Raw genomic sequence first — 24,538 nt, forward strand, 5'->3', positions numbered from 1 at the left:
AATAGGAACAACTAAAAATTGAAAAAGGGGCTATTGGCCAGGAAAAAAATTTCAGTGCCTGCTTAAAAGCAATGCCATCAGCAGCAGATCAGGATGCCTGATCACATATTGCATAATAGATTGGGTAGCATACCGGATGTATTTTTTAACCGTTTCCCGGGAGAGGTCCATTTCCTGCGCAATTTCCTGGTACTTTTTGCCTTGTTTGCGGCTCAGGAGCCATACTTTTTGCTGCTGGGCAGGTAATTGCGCAATCGCTTCCTCTACAATGCCCAGGCTGGCCTCGATATCCTGCGGCTCCAATTCCGGGTACCGGGTCTGCTCCCACTCATCCTGGTGTTTTCTTTCCCTGGCTATCTTTTTCAGGGCGTTCAATGCATGATTACGGGCAATAACAAAAAGGTAGGTACGGAAATTACGGATGCCTGATAAGGTTTCACGGGCCATCCAGATCTGGAGGAAGATATCCTGCACTACTTCTTCTGCCAGTTCCTTTGATTTAGTAAGTTGCCAGATGTAAGTATGAAGGTGATCTGCATATTGATGGAACAGCGCACGGAAAGCACTTTCACTGCCCTGTGATACTTCCTGTAAGAGTGGTTCACTGATATCTACAACCTTATTACGCAATGTTAGCTCTTTGTTGGCGGTTGTAAACATATCAAAAAAAGCGGGTGCGTGTAACATAGGGCTTTAAAAATATTTCAGCTATCTTGTTAATACTATGATCTACATTACACAACTCATTTATGTAAAACCCGGCCAGGAAGCCATTTTTGATGAATTTGAAAACGTGGCCATTCCTATCGTGGCCAGGTACAATGGCCGCATGCTCTTCCGGATCCGCCCAACGCAGGAGAACCACATCATGCAACCGGTTGAAGCTCCTTATGAAATACACCTGGCAGCCTTTAACAGCGAAGCTGATTTTGAAGCCTTCAAGGCAGACAAAGAACGCACAAAGTTCCTGCACCTGAAAGATGCCTCCATTGAGAAGATGTTGTTGATAAAAGGAACTGCGTTGTAACACCTGATGCTGATCGGAAATGTTTTGTTTAAACATATAGACATTTATCGAAAAAGCAATAGTTTTGCGACATGAAACTGAAGATCAATCACAATAGCCATACCCCTTTACATATCCAGGCAGAAGAGCTGTTACGCAAGCTGATAGCGGAAGAAGAATACCAGAACGGGAAAATGCTGCCGAATGAAGTAGATCTCTCCAAACAACTGGCTATTTCAAGGTCCACCCTTCGGATGGCACTCAATAAACTGGTGTATGAAGGGCTGCTGATCAGGAAAAAAGGGGTGGGCACCAAAGTGGCTGAAATGGCGGTAAGTTCCAAGTCTATGAACTGGCTGAGCTTTTCGCAGGAAATGGCAGCACGTGGTATTGTGATCAAAGATTATGAAATGCATCTTACCTGGGTATTCCCGGATGAAAAGATTGCCAACTTCTTTGAAATAGGAACGGATAAAAAAATACTGAAACTGGAGCGGCTCAGGGGTAAGCCGGAATGGCCTTTCGTGTACTTCATCTCCTACTTTCATCCCCGCGTTGGATTAACCGGCGAAGAAGATTTCAGACGCCCCCTGTATGAGATCTTTGAAAAAGATCATTCCGTGATCGCCACTTTATCCAAAGAAGAGATCAGCGCAACAGCTGCTGATACTTTTATTGCATCCAAACTCGGCGTTGATAACGGCAGCCCCATCCTGTTCCGCAAACGTTATGTATTTGACCAGGGAGAACGCCCTATTGAATATAATCTTGGCTATTACCGGGCGGACAGTTTTGTGTATGCTGTAGAAAGCAGGCGTTAGCTCCAATAACTGGCAGCGCCCAGCAGCGCAGCCTTTTCCCCAAGTTCAGACAATACGATCTGTACATCTCCCATCTGCTGCCGCAGGTTGTGCAGAAAATGCTCATGTGCATGGGAGATATTTCCACCCAATACGATCATAGCCGGCCGGGGTGTTACCTGTTGCAGGAACAATACCAGGTTGTTGCTGAATTCGCGGAACACCGTGGCGGCTGCAGTTGAGGTAGCAGCCAATGCAGCAATGTTCTTTACATTCTCTTCTTTTATTCCACTCAATGCTTCGTAGCGGGCAACGAACCACCTGGTGCTGAAATGCTCTTCTGCTCTTGATCCCAGGAAAGGTTTATTCCAGAAACCAGCATCTGCTGCGTGACCATTAGTGGCAATGGCGGAGCCAAAGCCGGTACCCAATGTAAGTCCTATCACCGGGCGCTGTTCTTTTACAGCACCATTAAAAAGCTCTCCCTGTAAAAAACAGGCCGCATCGTTATGCATAACAATATCTTCCTTTTTCATGCCTAAAGCTTCCGCTAACATAGCTTTCACCGGTAAGCCGTACAGGGCCTCGTATTTATGCAATCCCCGGATCCGGGAAATACCTTGCTCATAATCAAATGGCCCCGGCATGGCAATCCCTATCTTATGTTTGCCACGCATACTTTGTTTCATCACTTCACACCAGCTGTGTATGATCTCTTCAGCACTGCCATTTGAATTCACTCTTTCCCGGTGATAAGAACCGGGTAATAAGTTCCTGCTTTCCAGGTCTATCAGAGCCGTGGTAATATGTGAACCACCTATATCTACACCCAATACGCTCATATATGCCTCATTGTTCTTTGTATCTCTTCGAAAGATTGTCCTTTTGTTTCGGGTAATAATTTATACACGGTAATGAATGCCAGCACGCAGAAGGCTGCAAAGAACCAGAAGGTTTGCGCTGTACCGAGCTCATGCAGCAGGATAGGCGTGATCTGCCCTACCAGCGTATCTGCCAGCCACATCACCATAATACTTACAGATAATGCCCTTGCCCTGATATGGTCCGGGAAGATCTCTGCTGCGATCACAAATTTCAGGGGGCCTATGGAGAATGCAAAAAAAGCCAGGAACAACATCACGCAAAGCAGCAAAGGCAATCCCGTAGCACCGGTAAAAAAACAGATGCCGGTTAAAGCAAGGCTCACAGCAGCACCGGCTGTACCCCAAAGATAGAGCGGCCGCCTGCCCAGGCTATCCACTTTCCATATTGCAAAGATGGTAAAGAACACATTAGCTGCGCCGAAGATGATCTGGCTGATAAAAGAATTGCTCAATGTGATACCTGCATCATGCAAAATGCTGGGGCCATAATAAATGATGGCATTGATACCGCTGAACTGCGAGAAGAGCGGCAGCAGTATACCTATCAGCATGGCTCTCTTTATTTCCGGGGCAAACAGTTCTTTATAACTGCCTGTTGTTTGTTTTTCCCTCATTAACCAGCGCGGGCTTTCCGGCACCTGTGTTAAACCTGCCAGGAATAATACCGCAGGGATAACGCCAACGCCGAACATGCCGCGCCATACTTCTTTTACAAATAACCAGTTAGTGCTCTTCCCTGCATTGGCCAGTGCATAATTAAGCAGCATGGCATTACTCAGGTAAGCTACAAGGATGCCAATAGTTACAGCCAGCTGGTAATACGTAACAAGTCTTCCTCTTTTATCATCGGGTGCTATTTCAGAGAGGTATAAGGGCACTACTGTAGAAGCAATCCCCACGGCTACACCACCCAGTATACGGGCTGTGATCAGCCAGGCCAGGTCTGCAAACAATGCGCAACCAATGGCAGCCAGCAGGAATAGAAATGCGGCGATGAACAATAATTTCTTCCTGCCCAGCCTGTCGCTCAGATCGCTGGAAATGATCACGCCCAGGATACAGCCTGCCAGTGCGGAAGACACAAACCATCCTTCCTGCAGGGCATTCAGTCCGAACTGCTCCCGTACGAAAGGTAAAATGCCGGACACCACGGCCATATCGAACCCAAACAGGAAACCTCCCAGGGAGGCCACTATTGTGGTCATAACGAGGAATGATCTATTCATACACGATATTAAAAACAGGATGTTCTTCTTTCAGAAATGCTTTGATCACTTTAGCACGGCCCCTGCCCAGGTTAGTGATGGTATAAACATCTGCATCTGCCGGTATCACAAATGTTTCTGCATAATGATACACTGTTTCTGTGCCTGCTGCTGTTTTGATGGAGATGGAAGTTCCTTCTACCAGCATCATCACTAAACAGATCCCTTCCGTTTTAAAACTAACAGTAGTATCCAGCTCAATACGGTGCACATCATAAAAATGTTCCCGGTGTGTGGGCAGATGGATTAGTTGCCAGTTCTCTCCTTCTTCCAGTAACGCCGGCACAGCGATCAGTTCTTTTTCTACTGCTGCACCCTGCCTGCTGAACTGCAGGTTATGGAATGCATGTTCAATATTGATGGCCCTTGGTTCTCCATCCAGCCCGAGCCGCAGCCAGTCATACATCTTAAACGTAAAGATGTAGGGCGTTGCGCTGATCTCCAATACCAGGTTATCTGCGCCTGCGCTGTGCACCGTACCGTTAGGGATCAGGAACAAGGCATGTTTGCTGGCTGAAAAGGCCTGTACATATTGCAGGATGTTCACCGGCTGGTTGAACAACACACTGTTATCCAGGTCTGCCCGGAAGGCAGCAGGATCAATATTTTCATGGAACCCGAGGTAAACTTTTGCATCCTCCTTACAATCCAGGATGTAATACGTTTCATCCTGCGTAATGGTTTCGCCAAAGTGTTCCCGGATGTAAGATAAGGAAGGATGGCATTGAATGGAAAGATTTCCACCATCAAAAGTATCCAGGAAGTCGAAACGGATGGGGAACCCGTAGCGGAAAATGGCTGCGTGTTTTCCAAGGATAGCTGTATACTGCCGGTACATCAGCCATTCAAAAGGTATTTCCAGCAGGTATCCATCGCTTTCAAATACAACACCGTTTTCCGGTACGATCATTTCAAAAGACCAGGCATAATTCACTGCCTCCCGCGAAAGGCCGGGTATCCTTTCTTTCATCCACTGCCCTCCCCATGCACCGGGCTCAAACCATGGGCGCACCCGGAAGGTATCTCTGCAGATCCTGTCTATCCCTGCCAGCAGGTCCTGCTTGTGTACCCAGGTAATAGCTTCTCCCCGCTGCGTATCTACAAATATTTCTATCCGTGGTAACAGGGTCTGTTTATGTTCATTCAGGATCACCCAATCCACAAAGTAAGCCTGCTTGTACATTTCTGCAAAAGCATTGCTGCCATTACTGCCCAGGTTGGCAGCAGCGCCTGCACGCATGCGGTATTGCAATTCATTCTTTGGCAGGTCCAGGTAGATCACCGGTGCATTTTCATTTGCCAGTGCGGCACCGGTGCCCATGATAATATGCAGACCTTTGTGCAATGGCTGCATGGCCGCCAGTTTATCTGCATCGAAAAGATCGCGGATACGCAGGCTGGTACGTGTTCCCCAAACGGTACCCTCCTCTCCGGTAAAGGGCGCTATCATCGCATTGATATCTTCCTTTAAAGCATCCTTCGCGAAATGCCATTGTACGGTTATGCCCCTGTGGTTAAATTCCTCCTGTAAAGTATGATACAATTCATCCCACCATATACCGGTATAACCATCTATACATACCTGCTGATGCAGGAGCATCCATTCCACCAATCCTTCGTAATCCGCATGGATACGTCCCCTCCCCAGGGTGTGGGTGGGATGGATATCATATGCTCCTGCAGTATGTTTACTCAATTGCACCGGTAAAAGCGGTTGTACTGCTACCCGCCTGTTTTCCTCCTTAATGTTCCCCATTTTTCTTATTTAGTTTCTACACGTACCATGATGACGCCCTTGCCCGGCAGTTCAACACGATCTTCCAGTTTATTTTTATATTCTTCCAGCATATTGCTTTGCCATACGTTGACCTTGCCTTTAAAGGTAACCACAGCAGGCTGTTCCTGTGTATTGACCAGTTGTACCACCACACCTTTTCCATCTGCCGCAGGTTTAATGCTCTCTACGTACACTGCTTTATTGTCAATAGAAAAGAAAAGTGATTCGGTGGCAGGCCCTGCAGCAGGTGTTGCCACTAAAGAACGGTGATTACTGAAGCCCCGCTGATTGGCTGCAACTACGTCATACGCATCATGCACCTGCAGCGCATAACGGAACACCGTTACGCCTTCCTGGTCCCTCCGGAAATTGGTATGCCAGAGGTTGTTCATTACCCAGGAATAAATGGCCGGGCTTTGCTCCATGTAACTGATCCACTTCGGTGAACGTGTGAGGCCACCCAACAATCCGGCACTGGTTTGCGTGCCTATCTCAAACAAAGGCGCATCCAGGCTGGACCAGGTAACGCCAAAGTCTTTGTTGGACACATCTACCCAGCGTTGTACGGAATACCAGTTCCTGTTAGCATGTTGTAACTGATCTTCCTCTGCTGCCACACTACCCCAGGGAATACTGTAGCGCACCTGTGCACCAGGTACCTTAAAAGGAAATGCAAAGTGTACACCTTCTTTTTCAGGCACTGCTTTTTTATCCAGGGTATTGATGATCTCTACACGGTCTACTCCTGCCGTTAATCTTACTTCTCTCTTCAGCGAATTAGCGCCGGGTGCGTCAGACACTACTTCAAGACTTACCACTAAAGGTCCTTTCTCTTTAATAGTGACCTTTGCCGGCCCTGCGAACCGGACCTTCTCTTTCGCCGCGTCAGGCAGGTAAGTGTATTGGTTCAGGCCGCCGGAGTCTGCGAGGTTACGCCCTGCTTTCTCTAGGCTGATAATGTGGCCGGTTTTTTCGTCCAGTTTTATTGTATAGAATTTATTCTGCAAAGTTGTGGTGGTTACAGTAGCCCGTTCTCCTGCATATGCCTTACCATTATGAATGGTAAAACGTTGTTTTGAAAAAGCGGGGATCTGTTTCACGAGTACCGCCAGTTCTCCTGTACTTAAACGTTGTGAAGGAACTGACCTGCCACTCGCATCTTTCACCAGATCTCCGGCAATGCTTTGTTCTGCGGGGATCAGTACCACATCTGTACGTTGCTGCCCTAATGTATTGTATACATCTACTCCACTGGCAGCAGTTACATCTGCCGCAGCTTTTGCCAGCAGGTCTTTTGACTGTGCCAGGCCTGTTAACGCAAAAGCCTGCTTGTAGCTCCATTGTGCAATGGCTTTGGGATCTGCAGGATTGGATACGCTGTTATGTGCCCCCCAGGTATGTTCGTTGAACATCAGCACATTATTCCAGGCAGTATCAAAATCACGTGCGGGAAATGCTTTCTTATTACGTAATGCCCAGATAGCTTCTGCCTGTAACAACCTGTCTGAGTTATTACGGTTAATACCTGTTTCCCTTGCCGCAGAAGCAATACCATCCGTCCAGTACTCCGTATAATCTCCTGATACTACAGGTACTTTGGCTCCATATGCTGCTTCAAAGTCATGAAAGAAATCTTTCACGGAAGTGATCACCAGTTGTGGGGAAGCATATCTTTCATTCCATTCTTTCACCGCATCCGGTAGTTCCGGATCAATGGGTGCATTATCACTCATGGCCCAGGTGAGGATGGTCATGTTATAAGGGAATAACTTCTGGTCCAGTTCGCCTAAATAATTAAAGAGGAAAGGGTTGAGGAAGTTCTCAGAAGGTTTGCCGGTATAAAAAGGCAAGGGATCTTCTACCGTAAAGAAGTTAGGGATCTTGTTGCCCTTCAGGGAATAACCGATAGAGTAAGGAGAGCTTTGCCAGTAAAGGAGTTTCTGCCCGCCGGGAGATTGCCAGTAGAAAGGCCTGTCCCGCCACTTGTAGGAATTACCAATGCGGTCTCCGGCATTGGGTGCGCCCCAGAAATACTTTATGCCTGTGATATCTGCCTGGCTGGACAAGCCCCATGAAGCACCGGGTACATCTCCCTGGAACATGGTATGGATCTCTACGCCATGCTCCTTGGCAGTTTTCACCGCGGTATGGAACATCTGCATCAGCTGGCGGGAATCTGTGATACTGGTATTGATGTTGGCATATGCCCCATCAATATTGATCCATCCTTTCTTCACCGCTTCCCAGAAAGCTTTCTTCTTTGCTTCATCTGCGCCGGCCAGGTAATGATCTACTACCCAGAAAGCTTCTGTATTCCATTTAAAACGCGCGCCCTCAGGATACTGTTCTGTTTTCTTTGCAATCTTGATGGCTTCATCAATGTTATCCAGGTGGATCTTCATCACCTTTGCCTGCACATTGGTATAACCAATGTCCACATGCGAATGCGGCAGGAGGTATACTTTCCATTTCTGTGTGGGTGCTACCATGCAGCGGCTGTTGTATACCCTGCCGCCGGATGTTAGCTGTACACTCAGTTGTGTTTCCCTGCCCACCGCGTCTCCCGGCAAGGGCAGTTCATATAAGCTTATGCCCTTTTCACTGGCGGGTACCAGCACACTATCCAACCTGCCGTTAAATTCCATACGTACCGTTGCTTTTGCGTAGCTGTTACCGCCATGAAAAAGCAGGCGTACCATCCTGGCTTCCTTTCCGTCTTTCTTCAGGTAAGCTACCGTAGGTTGCAGCTCAATGCCGGTGAATGTGTCCTGCGCAGTTACGGCGGTAAAGCAACTGATCCCTGCCAGCAACAACAAACTTTTCTTACTCATAATGTTCTCTTTTATTCCCAGGTAACGTTCTTACCTGCTGCTGAAAAATTGCCTGTTTTATCTTTCACGGTTAATCCAAGGTTCAGATCAAATGGCCACAGTGCCACAATGTTTGCCTCTGTTCCTGTCAATGCCTTATCCTTATTATCCATTATTTCTGCGGCAGTTAAAGGTACTTTCCAGAAGCGTACATCTTTGATATTTCCGTGCATGGCCCGCTGGTCTGCTGAATTGAACTGGAAGTTGCGGGACATGCCCATAAAGAAAGGCGAGGCTTCCGCCGTTTTAGGCGTGATCTCTGTTGCGGATGTAGCGGTGGCAGCTTCCACCCCGTCTATATACACCTTAATCGTAGTGCCGTTAAAAGTAAACGAAATATGGTGCCATGTGTTCACTTGTACCGCGTTATTACCTGTACCCGCACCAAACCAGGAACCACCATTCACATAAGCTTCCACTTTCCCTGCTTTGGTATAGCGTAGCAGAATACCCGTGGTGCCATCGTCTGCCGTGATAAAACTGCCGAGGCTGGCCGTACCATCTGTGTTGAGGTCCGCCAGTTTTACCTTACATTCAATGGTGAAGGACTTCACATTCGGTACCAGGTTCTTCAGCTGGCCCAGGTCAAAGTAAGCGCCGTTCACAAATTTAGGCACCCCGGCCTTTACTTTGTTGTTATTAAAGATCTCGATCGCCAGTAATAGCTTCTTTTTGGCATTGGCGTAAGCAGTATCCGTACCGGAATTCTGGAGGATGAATGTGGCCCAGTCCACCTGCGTTTGCAGGGTAACTTTGGAACCGGGGGCCGTCATGCCCAGTTCCGTTCCTTCAGTCGTTTTGGAGATCAGTTCTTTTGTAGATGCTATGATATTCACCAGTTCGTTCTTAAAGGCGGAAGGAGCATCGTCCTTTTTACAGGCGGTGAACAGTACAAGCAGTATAAATAATATCTTTTTCATGTTGGAAAGTTTTGGATGTTAGAAACCATAACCAGTATTTTGCCCCAGTGTGGAAGGATCAGGCATACCGTCGAATTGCGACTGCGGCACAGGGCGCAACACATGGAACGGCTGGATGTAAGCGCTTGCTTCCGGGTTATAGGCCCTCACTCTTGTGATCAGTGTGCCGGTACGTTTCAGATCGAACCAGCGCATCATTTCTCCACCCAGTTCACGCGCTCTTTCATCCAGAATAAAATCCACCGTCATTTGTGAAGCATCTACATCCATTTCTGCTTCATGCCCCGGTACCGTGGCGCGGTCCCGGATCACATTCACATCGTTTGCCGCAAGGCCCGGTTGTGATTTCATGATATAAGCCTCTGCCCGCATGAGATAAACATCTGCGAGGCGGATCACGGAATAATCTTCTGCGCTGTTTTCGGTAGACAGTGCGCCGGGTCTTGTATGATCATCAAATTTTTTAAATCCTATGAATACTTTAGGGTCTTTAGGAATGCCATTCGCACTGTAGAGGTCATTCACATCTTTGGCGGTATAACGGTTCACAGCCCTGGCCCTGTCTGCCGCGCTGAATACATAAGGCACAAAGAACAAGGCCGTATCCACATAAGGAGTCACCTGCAAAGGCAGTTTATTAGTGGGTTTGTTGTAATACCACACTGTCTGGAAACCATCTTTCCAACGGGCATCCGCATCACGGTTAAAGAGGCCCAGGTAGAACCTGGAAGCTACCATCTGCACACCGCCATAACCCGTCCAGATCAGTTCCGTTTGAATACCGGGGAACTGGTCAATGAAAGGAGAGAATGCCTGGAACCAGAAATTAGCACCTGCCTGGTTAAAGCTTTTATCCTTACCCCAGTTCACCTGCCAAATGAATTCTTTGCTGCGGTCAAGGGCCGCATTCCAGAGATCTTTCCATTTAGGGATGAGCGCGTAATTATATTTAGTGATCACATTGGAGCTGTATTCGATCACCTTATCCCAGTCCTTATGATATAAATGCACCCGTGCCAGGAAGGCTTCCACCACCGGTTTAGTAATGCGGCCTGTTTCTGTGGAAGTAAGCGGTACCGTGGTCAGCGCTTCATTCAGGCATTTGAATATCTCTGTATAAAATTCTTCTTCCGTACTGCGTGCGGCAATCAGCCCCTCATTATAGTCAGTGGTTCTAGGCAGATGCACCCCTCCCCAGGTATTCACGATGAAGAAGAGGAAATAAGCTTTTAAGGTCAGCGCCTCCCCTATCTTCTGGCTCTTTTTGCTCTCTGAGCTCCAGGTGATATTTTTAGCCTGCTCCAGGAAATAATTCGCATTCCATACGCCTTTATAATAGTGGTTCCACATATTCCCGTTCAACCCATATTGTGCATCCAGGGTACGGTATTCCGTTAACTGCACATTACCATTTCCGCCACCGCGCAGCCAAATGTCCGTTCCACTTTCCGTCATATAACCCAGGTTGCCACTGCCATATCCCATCAACCGTAAACGGTCATATAAAGAGTTCAGTAAGGTCAGCGCACCCTCTTCTGTTTTGAATACCTGTGTGGTAGCGCCATAGGATTCTTCATTCAGGTATTTTTTGCAGGCTGTAAATGGTAACAAAAACAAACATGCATATAATAGTGAGATCTTTTTCATGCTTCCAGTTTTAAAAAGTGAGGTTAAAACCAATGTTATAGACCACCTCTCTGTCAGACAATCCGCCTTCTGCGGTATAACGCCAGTAGCGTAAAGGTTCGGCCGCAGCAACATATACCCGGGCACGTTCTGCAAACGGGAGCAGCTTAGTGAAGGTGTACCCCAGTGTGGCATTACGCAGCCGCACGAAGTCATTCTTGTAATAGCCAATAGAAGAAATAAAATCAAGGGAACTTCTGCCGGCTAAAGGTTGCGGGTATTTGTTGGAAGGATTGTCAGGCGTCCAGTAATCTATCTTCGCGGCATTAAAACGGCCCATGTCGTTCGCCCACCTGGTAGTACTCCAATCGTCCCGCGTTAGGGCGCCAATTTCAGAATACACATCCAGCATCAGATCAAAATTGCGGTAAGTGAGTGTGGTGGTAAGGGATGATCCCAGCGTGGGACGTTCCGTACCTATGATCTGCCGGTCGTTCCCCGTGATTGCACCATCACCGTCCATGTCTTTTATTTTTATTTCTCCCGGTTTACGGCCGTAGATAGCTGCAATATGCGCTTCATTGGTTTGCCAGATACCGGCGGATACATAATCAAACGTAACGCCATTCACCGGGTAACCAATCCACCAGCCATTCTGAATATCTTTTGTTAAACGGGGATCGTAGAGTTCTGTGAGTTCTTCTTTGTTATGATAGAAGTTAAGGCCCAGGCTCCAGCGCAGGTCTTTTTTATCAATAGCCACTGCATTCAGTGTGATCTCCACACCGGTGTTCTGTGACTTACCAATGTTGGCCCATACGTTGTTGAAACCGGTAGTATAAGGCAGTTTACGCCTGTTCAGCAGGTCAGATGTTTTGGAACTGTAGAAGTCCACACTACCGGTGATACGGTTTTCGAACAAACCGAAATCAAGGCCGGCATTGAGCATTTTGGTCTTCTCCCATTTCAGTGTTTCCACAGCCAATTGATCAGGTTCCAAAGTAGGATAAGGAATATCCCCACCAGATCCTCCGAAAATAGTATAGCGGGTAAGTACTGCGCCATAGGTAGCATAGGGACTGATGGCATTATTACCTGTTAAACCATAGCTGGCGCGCAGTTTAAGATTAGATACGGGCTTTACCTTAAAGAAGGGTTCTTCGCTGATATTCCATGCGGCGGCGATAGAAGGGAAAAGGTCCCAGCGGTTACGTGGCGCCAGTTGGGAAGCACCATCATAACGCATGGTACCGGTAAGGATGTAACGGTCTTTATAAGCATACTGCACACGGCCTACATAGGACAACTGTTGTGAACGTACAAATTCACTGCCCAGCGTTTTATTCTGTGTTAAGGCATCAATGTTATACCATTTGTATTGTGCCAATGCCTGATCGCTGCCGGAAGCATTGCTGCTGAGGCTCCTGCTCTCCTGCAATTCAAATACACCAAATGCATCAATGGCATGATCGCCAAATGTTTTCTTATAGTTCAGGATATTGTTCCAGGCATAACGGGAACTTTTGCCATTGCTGATGCTGGCCTGGTTCAATGCTTCCGCAAAAACGGCAGAGCGGTTATCTATATAGGAACCGGCATCTGTAAACACCTGGTCCATGGAAAGATTGGTCCTGAAGTTTAAGCCAGGCAGGATGTCCACACTAAAGAATGCTTTGATGAAAGCCTGGTAGGCGCTCGACTGGGAATCCCATGCATCCCTGTTTTCGTCGAGGAATGGATTCTTGAGCAATGAATCGCCGATAGGGAAAGCGATCAGCTCTCCGTTCTCATCATACAATTCCACGGTGGGAATAAAACGGAATAAACGGTATCCGAAGCTGCCTGGTTCATTCTGCTGTTTTTCATAAGAAAGGCGGCTGGATAAACCAATGCGAATGTTCTTGCGGATCTGCATATCGTGATCAGTGGAAAGAATGAAGCGGTCGTATTTGGCCATGTTCTTTCCACGGGCTTTATTGTTCAGGTAGTTGAAAGAGATCTTCTGCGAACCTCTGTCGCTGCCGGAAGTAAAGGTGATGGTATTGTTCGTCTGGAAGCCCAGTTTATCGTAATAGTCTTTAGCGAAATTATTATCTACCTGCCCCAGTTTATCCAGTTCCACTGTAGAGAATATTTTAGCATCGTCTGCTGTGGAATTCCAGATCCCTGCGGCCCTGTTAGCATCCCGTTTGAACTGGATGTATTCTGCCGCTTTCATATTGCGGAGGTTGCCCCAGTAGTATTTGCCTACGCCGGTATATGAATCCACAGAAATGCGGCTCTTTCCTTTGATCCCCTTTTTAGTGGTGATCACAATGATACCGTTGGCTCCTCTTGATCCGTACAGGGCAGCAGAGGAGGCATCTTTCAGCACGTCCAGGGAGGCAATGTCGTTTTGATCGATGGTGTTGAGGGAACCGTAATACGGCATTCCGTCTACGATCAGTAAAGGGGTATTGCTGGCGGCTACGGAACGGTTACCGCGGATGCGGATGCTGCCGGCATCAGAACCGGTAGCCCTTACGCCTGCAAGGCCAACAAGACTGGACACTACGTTATTGCTTTGCATACGGGTGAGTTGTTCCGGTCCCATGGAAGCAACGGCGCCGGTGAGATCTTTCCTGCGCACGGTGGTATAACCGATCACTACCAGCTCTCCCAGCTTTTGCGGATCTGCCTGCAGAGAGATGTTGAGCACCTTTCTGCCGCCTACGGCCAACTCCTGTGTTAAATAACCAATACTGCTGGCTACGATAGTGTCTGTTGCTGCATTTAATGATAAGGTGAATCCTCCGTTGGGATCGGAAACGGTACCTGTGTTCCTGTTCTTGACCCTGACGGCTACGCCCGGGATCTGTGTTTGATTGACGGCGTCTGTAACCACACCCTTCACTACATCCTGCGCATACCCCTGCAGGGCAAGCAGCAAACATAACATGCAGAGCATTGGTCTGAGTGAAGCACTTTTCATAAGTGTCTAGTTTTGGTTTGTTGATAAAATGAATTCGTCCGTGGATACTGTAGATATGTACATACAATGGGATGACCCTAAACTCACTGATTAATAGTAAGTTAAGTTGACATAATTCGTCTCTTTGCTAAGAGGATTTACTTCATATGTACAAACATATATACAATGTACAAACAAAGCAAATTATTTTTTGCCCCGCTGGGGTAAAAAAGGGCTGTAATGAAGGAGGAATGGCTATCTTAAGCCTCTAAAGTAATTTCCGTAAAACTGCGGCCAAACTCCTGGCCATAACTTTCTTTGTATTCTTTGGTGAATTTGAGGTAGGCATCCTTGGCCATTTTATGCCTTCCGGAGATGATGAGGCAACGGCATTTATATCCCAGGGCTTCCTCATTGAGATTATCAAAATGCAGGATGGCATTAGTGACCTTTACAATGAACTCCGCTTCCGCCTGCAGGTCTGTAACGGCAATGTATTGCAACAGCAGGTCGGTAACCTGGCCGGAGATATTGGCTTTGATATCGTCCAGCCATTCATAATGTACGGTTTTCAGGAAAGAGCCGCGGTGTACGATCTGCAGGAGTTCATTTATGGCAGGTTTCTGCAGGGCTGGCTTATGTGCCATCCATTCTACGTAATGCTGATAGTCTATCTTCATGGAATCCTGCAGGATCTCGAACTTCCATTTGCCGGACTCGCGCCCGATGTGGCAGTCTCCTATCTTTTCCAGGATAGCCTTTAATTTCACGATGTTCACGGAATAGTTGTTCCGTGCATCTTTTGCAGGCTTATCACTCCACAGGGCTTCATAGAGTTCTTCTGAAGAGATGCCTTTTCCATCTTTATAAGTATAGATCAGGAGCAGCAGGAACAATTCCTTTAATAAAGGCGTGAACTGTTTTGTGATATCATTTCCACTTTTATCAAACACTTCAAACTGCCCGAAGAGATAAATAGTGGAAAGTTCAGCGGCTGCTTCCGGCGCTTCTTCATCAGGCAGCAGTACTGCGCGTTCTGCCGGTACAGGTACTTTCTTTTTACGGGCAAAATTATAAGCGAGCAACAGTATCACCAGGCCACCTGCTATGTACATCCAGAACCCAAAACGTTGTTTGCCTGCGGGTGCCCGTTCCGGCACTACAGGATTAGGCGGGAAATCCAGCGTATAGATCTTCAGGCTGGTAACATCATCCCGCTCATGATAAAGCGTTACCGTCACCAGTTTTTTGCTGGCGGGGCAGTAATACAGGTCTGCATAAGAACGGATATCATAGTAAGCATAAGGAATGGTGTCTCCCATCAATTGATAGGAAGGTGTTTCCAGTGAACCTTTTATGAGCTGTAATTTCGAATTGAACTTGTCTGTAGGATAGATGAGGGTATAATAATCCCGGCTGCCCGGATCGATGATCAGGCTGTTGGCAAAACAGAACTGGCTGGCAGGTTCCGGTAAATGATAGATATGTGAAAAGGTGCTGTTGCGCACGCTGTAGGCCATCAGGTCGTAATTATACTTTGGGTTGATGGCCTGATCGCCTGTATTGCTGCCATATCCGCCCAATATGTAAGCAGTGTCTGTAGCTGCATTTGTACCTAAGGCAGCCAGGTAACGGGGCATAAAGGCATCGCCTTTTACAGCCAGTGAATCCCATTGCTGCGTAGGGATATGGTAACGCTGTACTTTATTTTTGTATTGCAGCTGGCCATATCCGCCTATTATATAGATAGCTGTATCTACAGTAGAATAGAACTTGTTGGCCTGCCACCATTCTGTAAGCTCTCCTGTTGCAAAGTTCACATCCCAGGTGCGGGTTGCCGTATCATAAGTGCTTACCTTCTGCTGGTCAATATAAAAGTTATATAACTGTTTATTAAAAACGGACTGATTGCCGGCGGGTAATACCTCACGCCCTTTAGCCAGTTGCACACCTGTAAAACGGAGGTCCTTCAAACTGAAACGGTAAAGGGAATCTTTGGCTACGATGTACAGCACTTCCTGCTGTTTGTCGAAGGCCACACTGGGAGATCCGTTGATGGTAGCAGTTTTAACTGTCATCCAGTTCTGGTGCCGTGGTTTTATCCAGGCGGGGTTCCTGATCAGCGCTGTTCTTTTCCCTGCACTGTCTCCAGCCTCAGTACCTCTTACCTCGGATAACGGAAAGTAGTGTTTCACCTTCCCGTCTTCGAGGATGCGGATATCTTTAATGTTCATCGGGGGCGTATCCAGTGTTTGATACCCTTCATAATTATTGGTGCCGAAGAAGATCTGGCAACAGGGGCTTTTATAAAGGTTCACCTTGCCTTTGCAGATGAACTTGTCGTTCACGTAAAAGGAGGCTTCCTGCTGCGGTTCGTCAAAACGTATGCTGAAACGGCTCCAGCCGCCGTATAACTGAAGGGTATCTATAGTTACGTTGCCGGCTAATGTTTCTCCAATGATGAAATTGAAGGTGGCCAGCCTTTGATTATATACCACATCAATATTCTGACGGTTCCCTGTGATCACACGCATGATGTAACCGAAATAGGTTTCCATATTCGGCTTGAACTTCAGGTCGAACGAAATTTCGGTGCCATTATGTAAACAGATCTCCTCGGCTGGTGTAAGGTGAAGGGAGGTTCTTTTTTCTGGTACTACTTCATGGCTGGAAAACCCCAAGCCATGCGATTGGCTAAAACCGGCATGGCAGACGAGGAGGATAGCGCTTAAACAACAAATTATTTTCCACATGGGAGACCAAAAAGCTTCTTTGCATACAAAATACTCATTTTTCTTGGTCGGAAAGCGACGATTCCTGATCATACGGCCAATCTTCATTGAATTCTATAACGGGAAGGTTTCAAGATAAAGATATTTTCAGTTTTTCCGCATTGGGGTAGCAATTACACTTAAATAAAAGCATTAATTAATGCGCTAATTTCTATAGTAGAAGAAAAAAACACTTACTACAACTCCCTGAATTACAACAATATTTAACCTTTTTGAAAATTAATTTCCCTATTAGTTCATTCATTAACCCTTTTGTTAGTGCGATGCCGGTTTCTTGCATACAGATTCCACTTATTAAATGAAATGATTACCAGGTTATGAAGAAAACTGTATTACTGGTGCTGGCATCCTGCCATTTATTCCTGGCAGCGCTTGCACAACAACCACTAGATTATATAGATCCGGCTATTGGCAATGTAGGTCAGTTACTGGAACCTACCCGGCCTACCATTCAACTGCCTAACCAGGTGATCCGGATGGCTCCTCAACGAAAAGATTACCTTGATGATCAGATTGCCAGCTTTCCGCTTACGATCGTTTCTCATCGTTTAGGCCAGGTGTTTGCCTTAAGGCCGCTGGCCCGCCCGGGTAAAATGACCTACGACCATGACCTGGAAGTACTGAAGCCCTGGTATTACAGCACTTACCTGGTAGAAGATGATATCACAGTGGAGTTCACCCCCGCGAAAAAAGCAGGGATCTTCAGGTTTGAAGGCACCAACACACTGTTGCTGGACGTATATAATAATGGTCAGTCATCTTATGCCTTTCCTTCCGCCACGGAAATAACCGGGCTGGAAACCTATCATGGAGACATTAAGGTGTATATGTACGGCGTGTTCAATACCGCAGCAACACATACAATACAGGGAAAGAAAGCCACCATCACCTTCCCTTCTTCCACAAAGAACATTGAGTTCAGGTATGCCATCAGTTATGTAAGTGAGGCACAGGCTAAAAAGAACTTCGAAGAATTAAAGAACAGGTCTTTCCGGCAGGTGGCAGACGATGGAAAGAAAACATGGAACAGTGTTATCTCCCAGATTAAAGTGGAAGGTGGTACGGAAGCCCAGAAACGTTCTTTTTATACCGCGCTCTACAGATGTTATGAAAGGATGGTAGACATTTCAGAAGATGGCAGTTATTACAGCGGTTATGATAAACAGGTGCATAAAGAGAACCGCCCCTTCTACGTAGATGACTGGTCCTGGGATACCTACCTGGCCCATCATCCATTACGGACAATCCTCAACCCCGCCCAGGAAGCAGATATGCTGCAATCTTATGTGCGCATGTATGAGCAAAGCGGCTGGATGCCCACCTTCCCGGTACTCTTTGGCGATCATGCCTGTATGAATGGATTCCATTCTTCTGTAGTGTTCCTTGATGCTTACCGGAAAGGGATCAAAAACTTTGATGTGGCCAGGGCCTATGAAGGGATGCGCAAGAATGCAACGGATGCCACTATGCTGCCATGGGCCAATGGTCCTAAAACAGCATTGGATGATCACTATCACGCCAAAGGTTATTTCCCTGCATTGAAACCCGGTGAAAAAGAAACCATTCCACAGGTGCATTCTTTTGAAAAGCGGCAGGCGGTTGCTGTTACATTGGGAAATAGTTACGACGACTGGGCACTTGCCCAACTCGCCGCCGACCTGGGTAAAAAAGAAGACGCAAAGTTGTTTGCACCAAGAGGCCAGAATTACAAAACGCTCTGGCATCCGCAAAAGCAACTGTTCATGCCGAAAGATATCCAGGGCAACTGGGTCAATATCGATCCCAAGTTTGATGGCGGTATGGGAGGAAGAGAATTCTATGATGAGAATAACGGTTATACTTATAAGTGGCAGGTACAGCAGGATATCCCCGGCCTGATCAGTTTAATGGGAGGAAAGAAAGGTTTTGAAGCCCAGCTGGACCAACTCTACCGGGAAGACCTGGGCCGTTCCAAATATACTTTCCAGGCAACGTTCCCGGATGCTACCGGTTTGGTGGGCCAGTTCTCCATGGGTAACGAACCGAGCTTCCATATTCCGTACCTCTATAATTTTACGGATGCTCCCTGGAAAACACAGAAACGCACCCGCTTCCTTTTAGATGTATGGTTTAAGGATAACATCTTTGGGATCCCCGGCGATGAAGATGGTGGCGGTATGACGGCATTTGTGGTGTTCACTGCCATGGGCTTCTACCCTATTACCCCCGGCCTGCCTGTATATACTATTGGCAGCCCTGTATTCAGCAAAGTAAGTATTGACCTCCCGGGCGGCAAACAATTCCGCATCACGGCAAATGGTTCTTCCGTTGTTAATAAATATATACAAAGCGCAAAGATAGATGGCAAGGAACTGAACACGCCTTTCTTCACCCATGAACAACTGGTGAACGGCGGGCATCTTGAACTGGAGATGGGACCCAAACCTAACAAGCAATGGGGTACTGCAACTTACACCCCGCAATCGCTTTCCGTCAAATAATTATTAATCCATCATAATTCTGACTTATGCCCTTTTTCTATTTTTTACCGCCATAGTCTGCATGAAGCAGTCAGAAACAGTGAAATAACCATAATTCAACCAAATATTAACGTTATGAAAAAAATCTATTACCTATTGATGCTGCTTAGCATTTTTCCGCTCTGTGCGCTGGCACAACAGAAAACCATCAGTGGGAAAGTAACAGATGCCAAGGACGGCAGCGCCTTACCTGGTGTAAATGTTTTCACCACAGATGCTGCCGGCAAAAGAACAGGGGTTACCACTAATTTACGGGGAGAATATTCCATAAATGTTCCCGCCGCAGCCACCGAAATATTATTTGTTTACCTGGGTATGAACACTGTCACTGAACAGATCAATGGCAGAAGCACTATCAATGTTGCCTTAAGTGCATCAGATGCACAATTGGAACAAGTGGTGGTGGTAGGTTACGGTACCCGCAGAAAAGAAACCCTCACAGGTGCGGTGAGTAATATATCGGCCAAGGAGATCCAGACCACTACTAATATCAGTTTAGCGCAAAAATTACAGGGAAAGGTAGCCGGTTTGCAGATCCGCCAGTTAGGTGGTGAGCCCGGTACTTTCGACAATATGATCAATCTCCGTGGTTTTGGTACACCGCTCTTTGTTATTGACGGGATTGCCCGTGATGGTGCCGGTGAATTCCAACGGCTGAACCCGGATGATATTGAGAGCGTGTCTTTCCTGAAAGATGCCTCTGCTGCCATCTATGGTTTACGTGCTGCCAACGGGGTAGTGATCGTTACCACTAAAAAAGGATATGTAGGCAAACCGCGTTTTGATTATACCGGCGTAGTAGGTATGATGAAACCAACGGATGTACCCTTAATGTCCAGCGCCGCCCAATGGATGCAAATGCGGAACGAAGCAGCCATCTTTGCAGGCGGCTCTCCCTTCCTCACCAAAGATGAGCTACAGAAATGGATAGATGGTGTGCCGGGTTATGAAAGTACTGACTGGTACGATGTGACCATGAAGAAACATGCCCTGCAGCAACAACACAATCTTTCTGCCGCGGGCGGAACAGAGAAAACACAATACTTCATGAGCCTTGCCTATGCAGAAGAAGGCGGTTTATTGAAAAGTAACGACATGGGCTATAAAAGGTTCAACCTGCGTTCCAATATTACCACTGAGTTGCATAAGAACCTGAAAGCAGAATTATTCCTCGCCGGCAGGTATGATAAAAGAGAGGTACCGGGTGAAAACTTCTTCAACATATTCAAAGGTACACGTGTAACGCTGCCAACGGAAAAGCCCTATGCCAACAATAACCCGGATTATCCCGCAGTAGTAACACCTTCCAATCAGAACCCGCTGATATTGTCCAACCGCGATATTACCGGTTACAATGAAAGCGTAACAAGGAATGTACAGTCTACCCTGGTATTAACGTATACGGTTCCCTTTGTACAGGGCCTCAGCCTGCGTGCTTCCGGTGCGTACGATATGACCAGTTATCAGAACAAGGATGTATCCAAGCCCTATAAGCTTTACACTTATGTAGGCAACCAGTATATACCGCAACCACAAAGGGTGGGTACGGCGAGCATATCCAACGATTTTGGGAATTACAACCAGCTCAACCTCCAGGGTCAGATAAACTACGCCAGAACATTTGGTAAAGCCCATAATGTTACCGGCCTCCTGGTAGTAGAACAAATGCAGAACTGGAGCAGAACCGGTTACCTGAAACGTTACTATGAATTTTTCACCAGCGATCAGATCCCTGCCGGTAGTTCTTTAGGTGCAGAGAATAACGGAGGTGAAGGCCAAAGTGCCAACCTTTCTTATATCGGCCGTTTCAGCTATGACTACAACAGGAAATACCTGATAGATTTTGCGTTCAGGCAAGATGGTTCTTTCCGTTACCATCCCAGCAAAAGATGGAGTTTCTTCCCTGTGGTTACGGGTGGATGGAGACTGTCCGAAGAACCTTTTATGAAAGAAAAGGTGCCGCTTATCTCCAACCTGAAACTGAGAGCTTCTTACGGTCTTGTGGGCAGCGACCAGGGTAATCCATTCCAGTACATTGCGGGTTTCTCTACTTCCGGTGGTGGCAGGTATGAATTTGAAAATGGTGCTTTAACGAATGGTGCGGCCTCTCCTGCTATTGTAAACGATCAGTTGCAATGGAACACTTCCAGGGTAACAGATATTGGTATAGACCTCGGATTATTCCGCGGCAAACTGAATATTGAATTTGATGTATACCGCAGGGACCGTGAAGGGCTCCTGGCTTACAGGAATGTATCCCTCCCCAATACCTTCGGTGGCACATTGCCACAGGAGAACCTGAACTCAGACCGTGTACAGGGGCTTGAATTCACGATCAACCACAATAACAGGATCAACGATTTCCAATATAACATTTCAGCCAACTTCAACTATTCCCGTACCATGAACATGTATGTGGAAAGAGGCGCTTATGGTAATAGCTTCAGAAGATGGAAAACAGGCAGCGACTACCGTTACAATGATATTGTATGGGGCTTCACTTACCTGGGCCAGTTCCAGAACCAGGATGAGATCAACAGAGCGCCGCTGCAAAATGGCGATCAGGCTAATATCCGCGAACTGCCTGGTGATTTCAGATACCAGGATACCAATAACGATGGTTTGATCAATGATAATGATCAGCTGCCTTTATGGATGGGTGCTAATGGTACCAACGATAACCAGAACCCCCAGGGTAAAAATCCCAAGATCAACTACGGCCTTTCTCTGAATGGTTCCTGGAAAGGAATTGATGTGAACATATTGTTCCAGGGTGCCGCGATGTATACTGTTCGTTTCAGCGAGGTCTATGCGGAAATTATGGCCTTCAGAGGGAACACCCCCGCTTACTTCTTTGACAGATGGCACAAGGCTGACCCTTATGATCCAAACAGCGCATGGGTACCGGGCAAATGGCCTGCATCCAGGTTCAATGGAGATGTGGGCAGCATGTACCGCGAAAGTTCTGTATGGCGCAAAGATGCTTCTTACCTGCGTTTAAAAAGTGTTGAACTGGGGTATACCATCAGCCCTAAAATATACAGGGCATCCGGCATCCAGCGGATCCGCATATTCGCGAATGGTTTCAACCTCTTCACCTGGGCAGATTCTTTCGTAAAAGCATTTGATCCGGAAAGACTGGAAGGATTGTTCAATGCAGGGTTCAACTACCCGCTCACCAAGAACTATAATGTTGGTGTAAACCTTAACTTCTAAAGCCATGGTCATGAAAATCTATAAATTGAAAATGTTATTGATCGTTACAGGCATGATGCTCTTCAGCTGTAACAGTGTGCTGGAACTCCAGCCTACAGATAAGATCAGAGCAGAAGACCTCTTCGGCGATCCACAGGGTGTGAAGCTCTATATGGCTAACCTCTATTACCAGCTGCCTATTGAAGACTTTGCTTATTTCAGAGCAGGCTTCAATCAGAACGGCGGCGATCCTAATAACGGCGGCTGGTCTCCAGCCATGGCTGCGGATGAAGCCATGCACTCAGAGTTCGGCGATTTTATCGGAGACGGGGATTATCATTACTGGGAGCCGGGTTATAAACTGATCCGCGACGTAAACCTGCTGATAGATGCTATCCCCACCCTGGATATCCTCGCACCTGAAAAGGCGGTATTGACCGGTGAAGCTAATTTCATCAAAGCATTTGCTTACTTCGGGCTTGCCAAAAGATATGGCGGTGTTTCCCTGATCAAGGCCACACAAAAATATACCGGCAATGTGGAAGACCTCAAAGTTCCCCGCAGCACTGAAAAAGAAACATGGGATTATGTACTGGAGCTCTGCGATATAGCCATTGCCAACCTTGGTGCGGAAAAAGGCAGGCGTGCATCCAAATGGGCCGCTTATGCTTTAAAATCACGCGCTGCTTTGCATGCTGCTTCCCTTGCTAAATTTGGCAGCAGGGCACCCATGTCCGGCAATGCAGTTACACAAAAACTGGTAGGGCTGGATGCTGCCGATGCTGCAGGTTATTATGCTGCCTGTATCGCTGCTTCCCAGGCTATCATGACTTCCGGCGTACACGCTCTTTACATGCCTAATCCCGGTTCTGTAGACGCAGCAGCTGAGAACTACCGCGCATTGTTCCAGGACCCTAATGTGGCAAAAGACAATGAAGCTATCCTCATCAAAGGATATACTTTACCGGGTAACAACCAGGGGCATAACTATGATATCTGGTACCAGCCTGCACAGGTAGCTAACGGATGGCCTCACCCCGGCAGGATGAACCCAACGCTGGACCTTGTGGATGCCTATGAAGCTTATGCCAACCCGGGCCAGGAAGCGCCCATTGTTACTACGGCAGAAGGGAATGTAACAGATTATAACGGTTTCAATCCTGCATTGAACTATATCCGTTATGATTCTCCCAACGATATCTTCAAAGGAAAAGATGCACGCCTCTGGGCTACCACCATCCTTCCAGGCACCAACTGGAAAGGCATCCCCATCATCATCCAGGCAGGATATGTGAAACCGGATGGCACAACCGCTATCCGCATCAAAGACCAGATAGATGTGGCGGGCACTACTTATTATACGTATGGTGCAGCCAGTACTACACAGTATTCCGGCTTTGATACCTATGGTGGTAATAATACACGTACAGGTTTCGGATTCAAAAAGTTCATGAACCAGAACAGTCCTATTGTTCCGGGCTGGAACCAAAGCACTTCTGACTGGGTTGAATTCAGGTATGCAGAAGTACTGCTGAACTTTGCAGAAGCTGTAGTGGAAAGTGGTACCGGCGATGCTGCCGCTGCTGCCAAAGCTATCAACGATATCCGCAAACGCGCAGGGCATACCGTAGATATTCCTTTAACTGCGGCAAATGTACAAAGGGAAAGAAGAGTGGAACTGGCATTTGAGAACAAACGTTTCTGGGACCTGATCCGCAGGAGAGAATTCCATACCACTTTCAACAACCGGTATATGCACACCCTGCTGCCGTTGAGAGACCTGAGGACCTCACCTGCCAAGTACATCTTTGTACGGGTAAACACGCCGAATTCCAATACCAGGACCTTTGAGCCAAAAGCTTACTACCGTTACATTCCGGGCATCGGTGCCAATGGTCTTGTTCAAAACCCGCAGTACTAATCTTCAAAACAGA

Annotated in this window: 14 protein-coding genes; 5 read left to right on the top strand and 9 right to left on the bottom strand. The window is 47.1% G+C overall.

Translation table 11 applies throughout. The features are described 5' to 3' along the window. Positions 1 to 51: 51 nt before the first annotated feature. Positions 52 to 687: an RNA polymerase sigma-70 factor gene (locus BUR42_RS09865; RefSeq protein ID WP_084185484.1), complete on the bottom strand. Its 636-nt coding sequence runs from the start codon at positions 685 to 687 to the stop codon at positions 52 to 54. Between the two features lie 37 nt (positions 688 to 724). Here BUR42_RS09865 and BUR42_RS09870 point away from each other — a divergent pair, with 37 nt between their 5' ends. Next, complete coding sequence (locus tag BUR42_RS09870; protein ID WP_074239071.1) at positions 725 to 1,027, top strand: DUF1330 domain-containing protein; 303 nt, start codon at positions 725 to 727, stop codon at positions 1,025 to 1,027. Positions 1,028 to 1,098: 71 nt separating this feature from the next. Next, complete coding sequence (locus BUR42_RS09875) at positions 1,099 to 1,827, top strand: GntR family transcriptional regulator (protein ID WP_074239072.1); 729 nt, start codon at positions 1,099 to 1,101, stop codon at positions 1,825 to 1,827. Here BUR42_RS09875 and BUR42_RS09880 read toward each other — a convergent pair. The 8 genes from BUR42_RS09880 to BUR42_RS09915 form a co-directional block, all read right to left on the bottom strand. Next, positions 1,824 to 2,648: an ROK family protein gene (locus BUR42_RS09880; RefSeq protein WP_074239073.1), complete on the bottom strand. Its 825-nt coding sequence runs from the start codon at positions 2,646 to 2,648 to the stop codon at positions 1,824 to 1,826. The two genes, BUR42_RS09875 and BUR42_RS09880, sit on opposite strands and share 4 nt — an antisense overlap. Beyond that, a complete protein-coding gene (locus BUR42_RS09885) occupies positions 2,645 to 3,916 on the bottom strand; it encodes an MFS transporter (protein WP_074239074.1) in 1,272 nt (423 codons plus the stop codon). The genes BUR42_RS09880 and BUR42_RS09885 overlap by 4 nt, the downstream gene beginning before the upstream one ends. Next, positions 3,909 to 5,711 (bottom strand): class I mannose-6-phosphate isomerase, encoded by a 1,803-nt coding sequence (locus BUR42_RS09890; RefSeq protein ID WP_074239075.1) that lies wholly within the window; start codon positions 5,709 to 5,711, stop codon positions 3,909 to 3,911. The genes BUR42_RS09885 and BUR42_RS09890 overlap by 8 nt, the downstream gene beginning before the upstream one ends. Positions 5,712 to 5,716: 5 nt before the next feature. Next, positions 5,717 to 8,563 carry a glycoside hydrolase family 38 N-terminal domain-containing protein gene (locus BUR42_RS09895; RefSeq protein ID WP_074239076.1) on the bottom strand — a complete coding sequence of 949 codons (2,847 nt, stop codon included), beginning with the start codon at positions 8,561 to 8,563 and terminating at the stop codon, positions 5,717 to 5,719. A gap of 11 nt (positions 8,564 to 8,574) precedes the next feature. Beyond that, positions 8,575 to 9,522: a LamG domain-containing protein gene (locus BUR42_RS09900; RefSeq protein ID WP_074239077.1), complete on the bottom strand. Its 948-nt coding sequence runs from the start codon at positions 9,520 to 9,522 to the stop codon at positions 8,575 to 8,577. Positions 9,523 to 9,540: 18 nt separating this feature from the next. Continuing rightward, entirely contained in the window at positions 9,541 to 11,169 is a 1,629-nt protein-coding gene (locus BUR42_RS09905; protein ID WP_074239078.1) for a RagB/SusD family nutrient uptake outer membrane protein, read from the bottom strand. A gap of 10 nt (positions 11,170 to 11,179) precedes the next feature. Continuing rightward, entirely contained in the window at positions 11,180 to 14,119 is a 2,940-nt protein-coding gene (locus BUR42_RS09910) for a SusC/RagA family TonB-linked outer membrane protein (protein WP_084185486.1), read from the bottom strand. 239 nt (positions 14,120 to 14,358) lie between these two features. Next, complete coding sequence (locus BUR42_RS09915; RefSeq protein ID WP_159442245.1) at positions 14,359 to 16,656, bottom strand: Kelch repeat-containing protein; 2,298 nt, start codon at positions 16,654 to 16,656, stop codon at positions 14,359 to 14,361. Positions 16,657 to 17,207: 551 nt separating this feature from the next. Here BUR42_RS09915 and BUR42_RS09920 point away from each other — a divergent pair. The 3 genes from BUR42_RS09920 to BUR42_RS09930 all read left to right on the top strand — a co-directional run bounded on the left by BUR42_RS09920 (position 17,208) and on the right by BUR42_RS09930 (position 24,525). After that, positions 17,208 to 19,370, top strand: coding sequence for a GH92 family glycosyl hydrolase (locus tag BUR42_RS09920; protein WP_074239080.1), 2,163 nt, complete (start codon positions 17,208 to 17,210; stop codon positions 19,368 to 19,370). A gap of 114 nt (positions 19,371 to 19,484) precedes the next feature. After that, positions 19,485 to 22,625 carry a SusC/RagA family TonB-linked outer membrane protein gene (locus BUR42_RS09925; RefSeq protein WP_074239081.1) on the top strand — a complete coding sequence of 1,047 codons (3,141 nt, stop codon included), beginning with the start codon at positions 19,485 to 19,487 and terminating at the stop codon, positions 22,623 to 22,625. Positions 22,626 to 22,635: 10 nt separating this feature from the next. Next, the gene (locus BUR42_RS09930) at positions 22,636 to 24,525 is read left to right on the top strand and encodes a RagB/SusD family nutrient uptake outer membrane protein (RefSeq protein WP_074239082.1); all 1,890 of its coding nucleotides are present in this window, start codon (positions 22,636 to 22,638) and stop codon (positions 24,523 to 24,525) included. Positions 24,526 to 24,538: the final 13 nt, after the last annotated feature.

Origin of the sequence: Chitinophaga niabensis (assembly GCF_900129465.1) — a bacterium.
GTDB lineage: Bacteria > Bacteroidota > Bacteroidia > Chitinophagales > Chitinophagaceae > Chitinophaga > Chitinophaga niabensis.

Coding starts and splice junctions, on each gene's coding strand:
- BUR42_RS09920 (WP_074239080.1), top strand. CDS start 17,208: ATGAAGAAAACTGTATTACTGGTGCTGGCATCCTGCCATTTATTCCTG.
- BUR42_RS09890 (WP_074239075.1), bottom strand. CDS start 5,711: ATGGGGAACATTAAGGAGGAAAACAGGCGGGTAGCAGTACAACCGCTT.
- BUR42_RS09875 (WP_074239072.1), top strand. CDS start 1,099: ATGAAACTGAAGATCAATCACAATAGCCATACCCCTTTACATATCCAG.
- BUR42_RS09885 (WP_074239074.1), bottom strand. CDS start 3,916: ATGAATAGATCATTCCTCGTTATGACCACAATAGTGGCCTCCCTGGGA.
- BUR42_RS09865 (WP_084185484.1), bottom strand. CDS start 687: ATGTTACACGCACCCGCTTTTTTTGATATGTTTACAACCGCCAACAAA.
- BUR42_RS09910 (WP_084185486.1), bottom strand. CDS start 14,119: ATGAAAAGTGCTTCACTCAGACCAATGCTCTGCATGTTATGTTTGCTG.
- BUR42_RS09930 (WP_074239082.1), top strand. CDS start 22,636: ATGAAAATCTATAAATTGAAAATGTTATTGATCGTTACAGGCATGATG.
- BUR42_RS09900 (WP_074239077.1), bottom strand. CDS start 9,522: ATGAAAAAGATATTATTTATACTGCTTGTACTGTTCACCGCCTGTAAA.
- BUR42_RS09915 (WP_159442245.1), bottom strand. CDS start 16,656: ATGGAAACCTATTTCGGTTACATCATGCGTGTGATCACAGGGAACCGT.
- BUR42_RS09925 (WP_074239081.1), top strand. CDS start 19,485: ATGAAAAAAATCTATTACCTATTGATGCTGCTTAGCATTTTTCCGCTC.
- BUR42_RS09880 (WP_074239073.1), bottom strand. CDS start 2,648: ATGAGCGTATTGGGTGTAGATATAGGTGGTTCACATATTACCACGGCT.
- BUR42_RS09895 (WP_074239076.1), bottom strand. CDS start 8,563: ATGAGTAAGAAAAGTTTGTTGTTGCTGGCAGGGATCAGTTGCTTTACC.
- BUR42_RS09905 (WP_074239078.1), bottom strand. CDS start 11,169: ATGAAAAAGATCTCACTATTATATGCATGTTTGTTTTTGTTACCATTT.
- BUR42_RS09870 (WP_074239071.1), top strand. CDS start 725: ATGATCTACATTACACAACTCATTTATGTAAAACCCGGCCAGGAAGCC.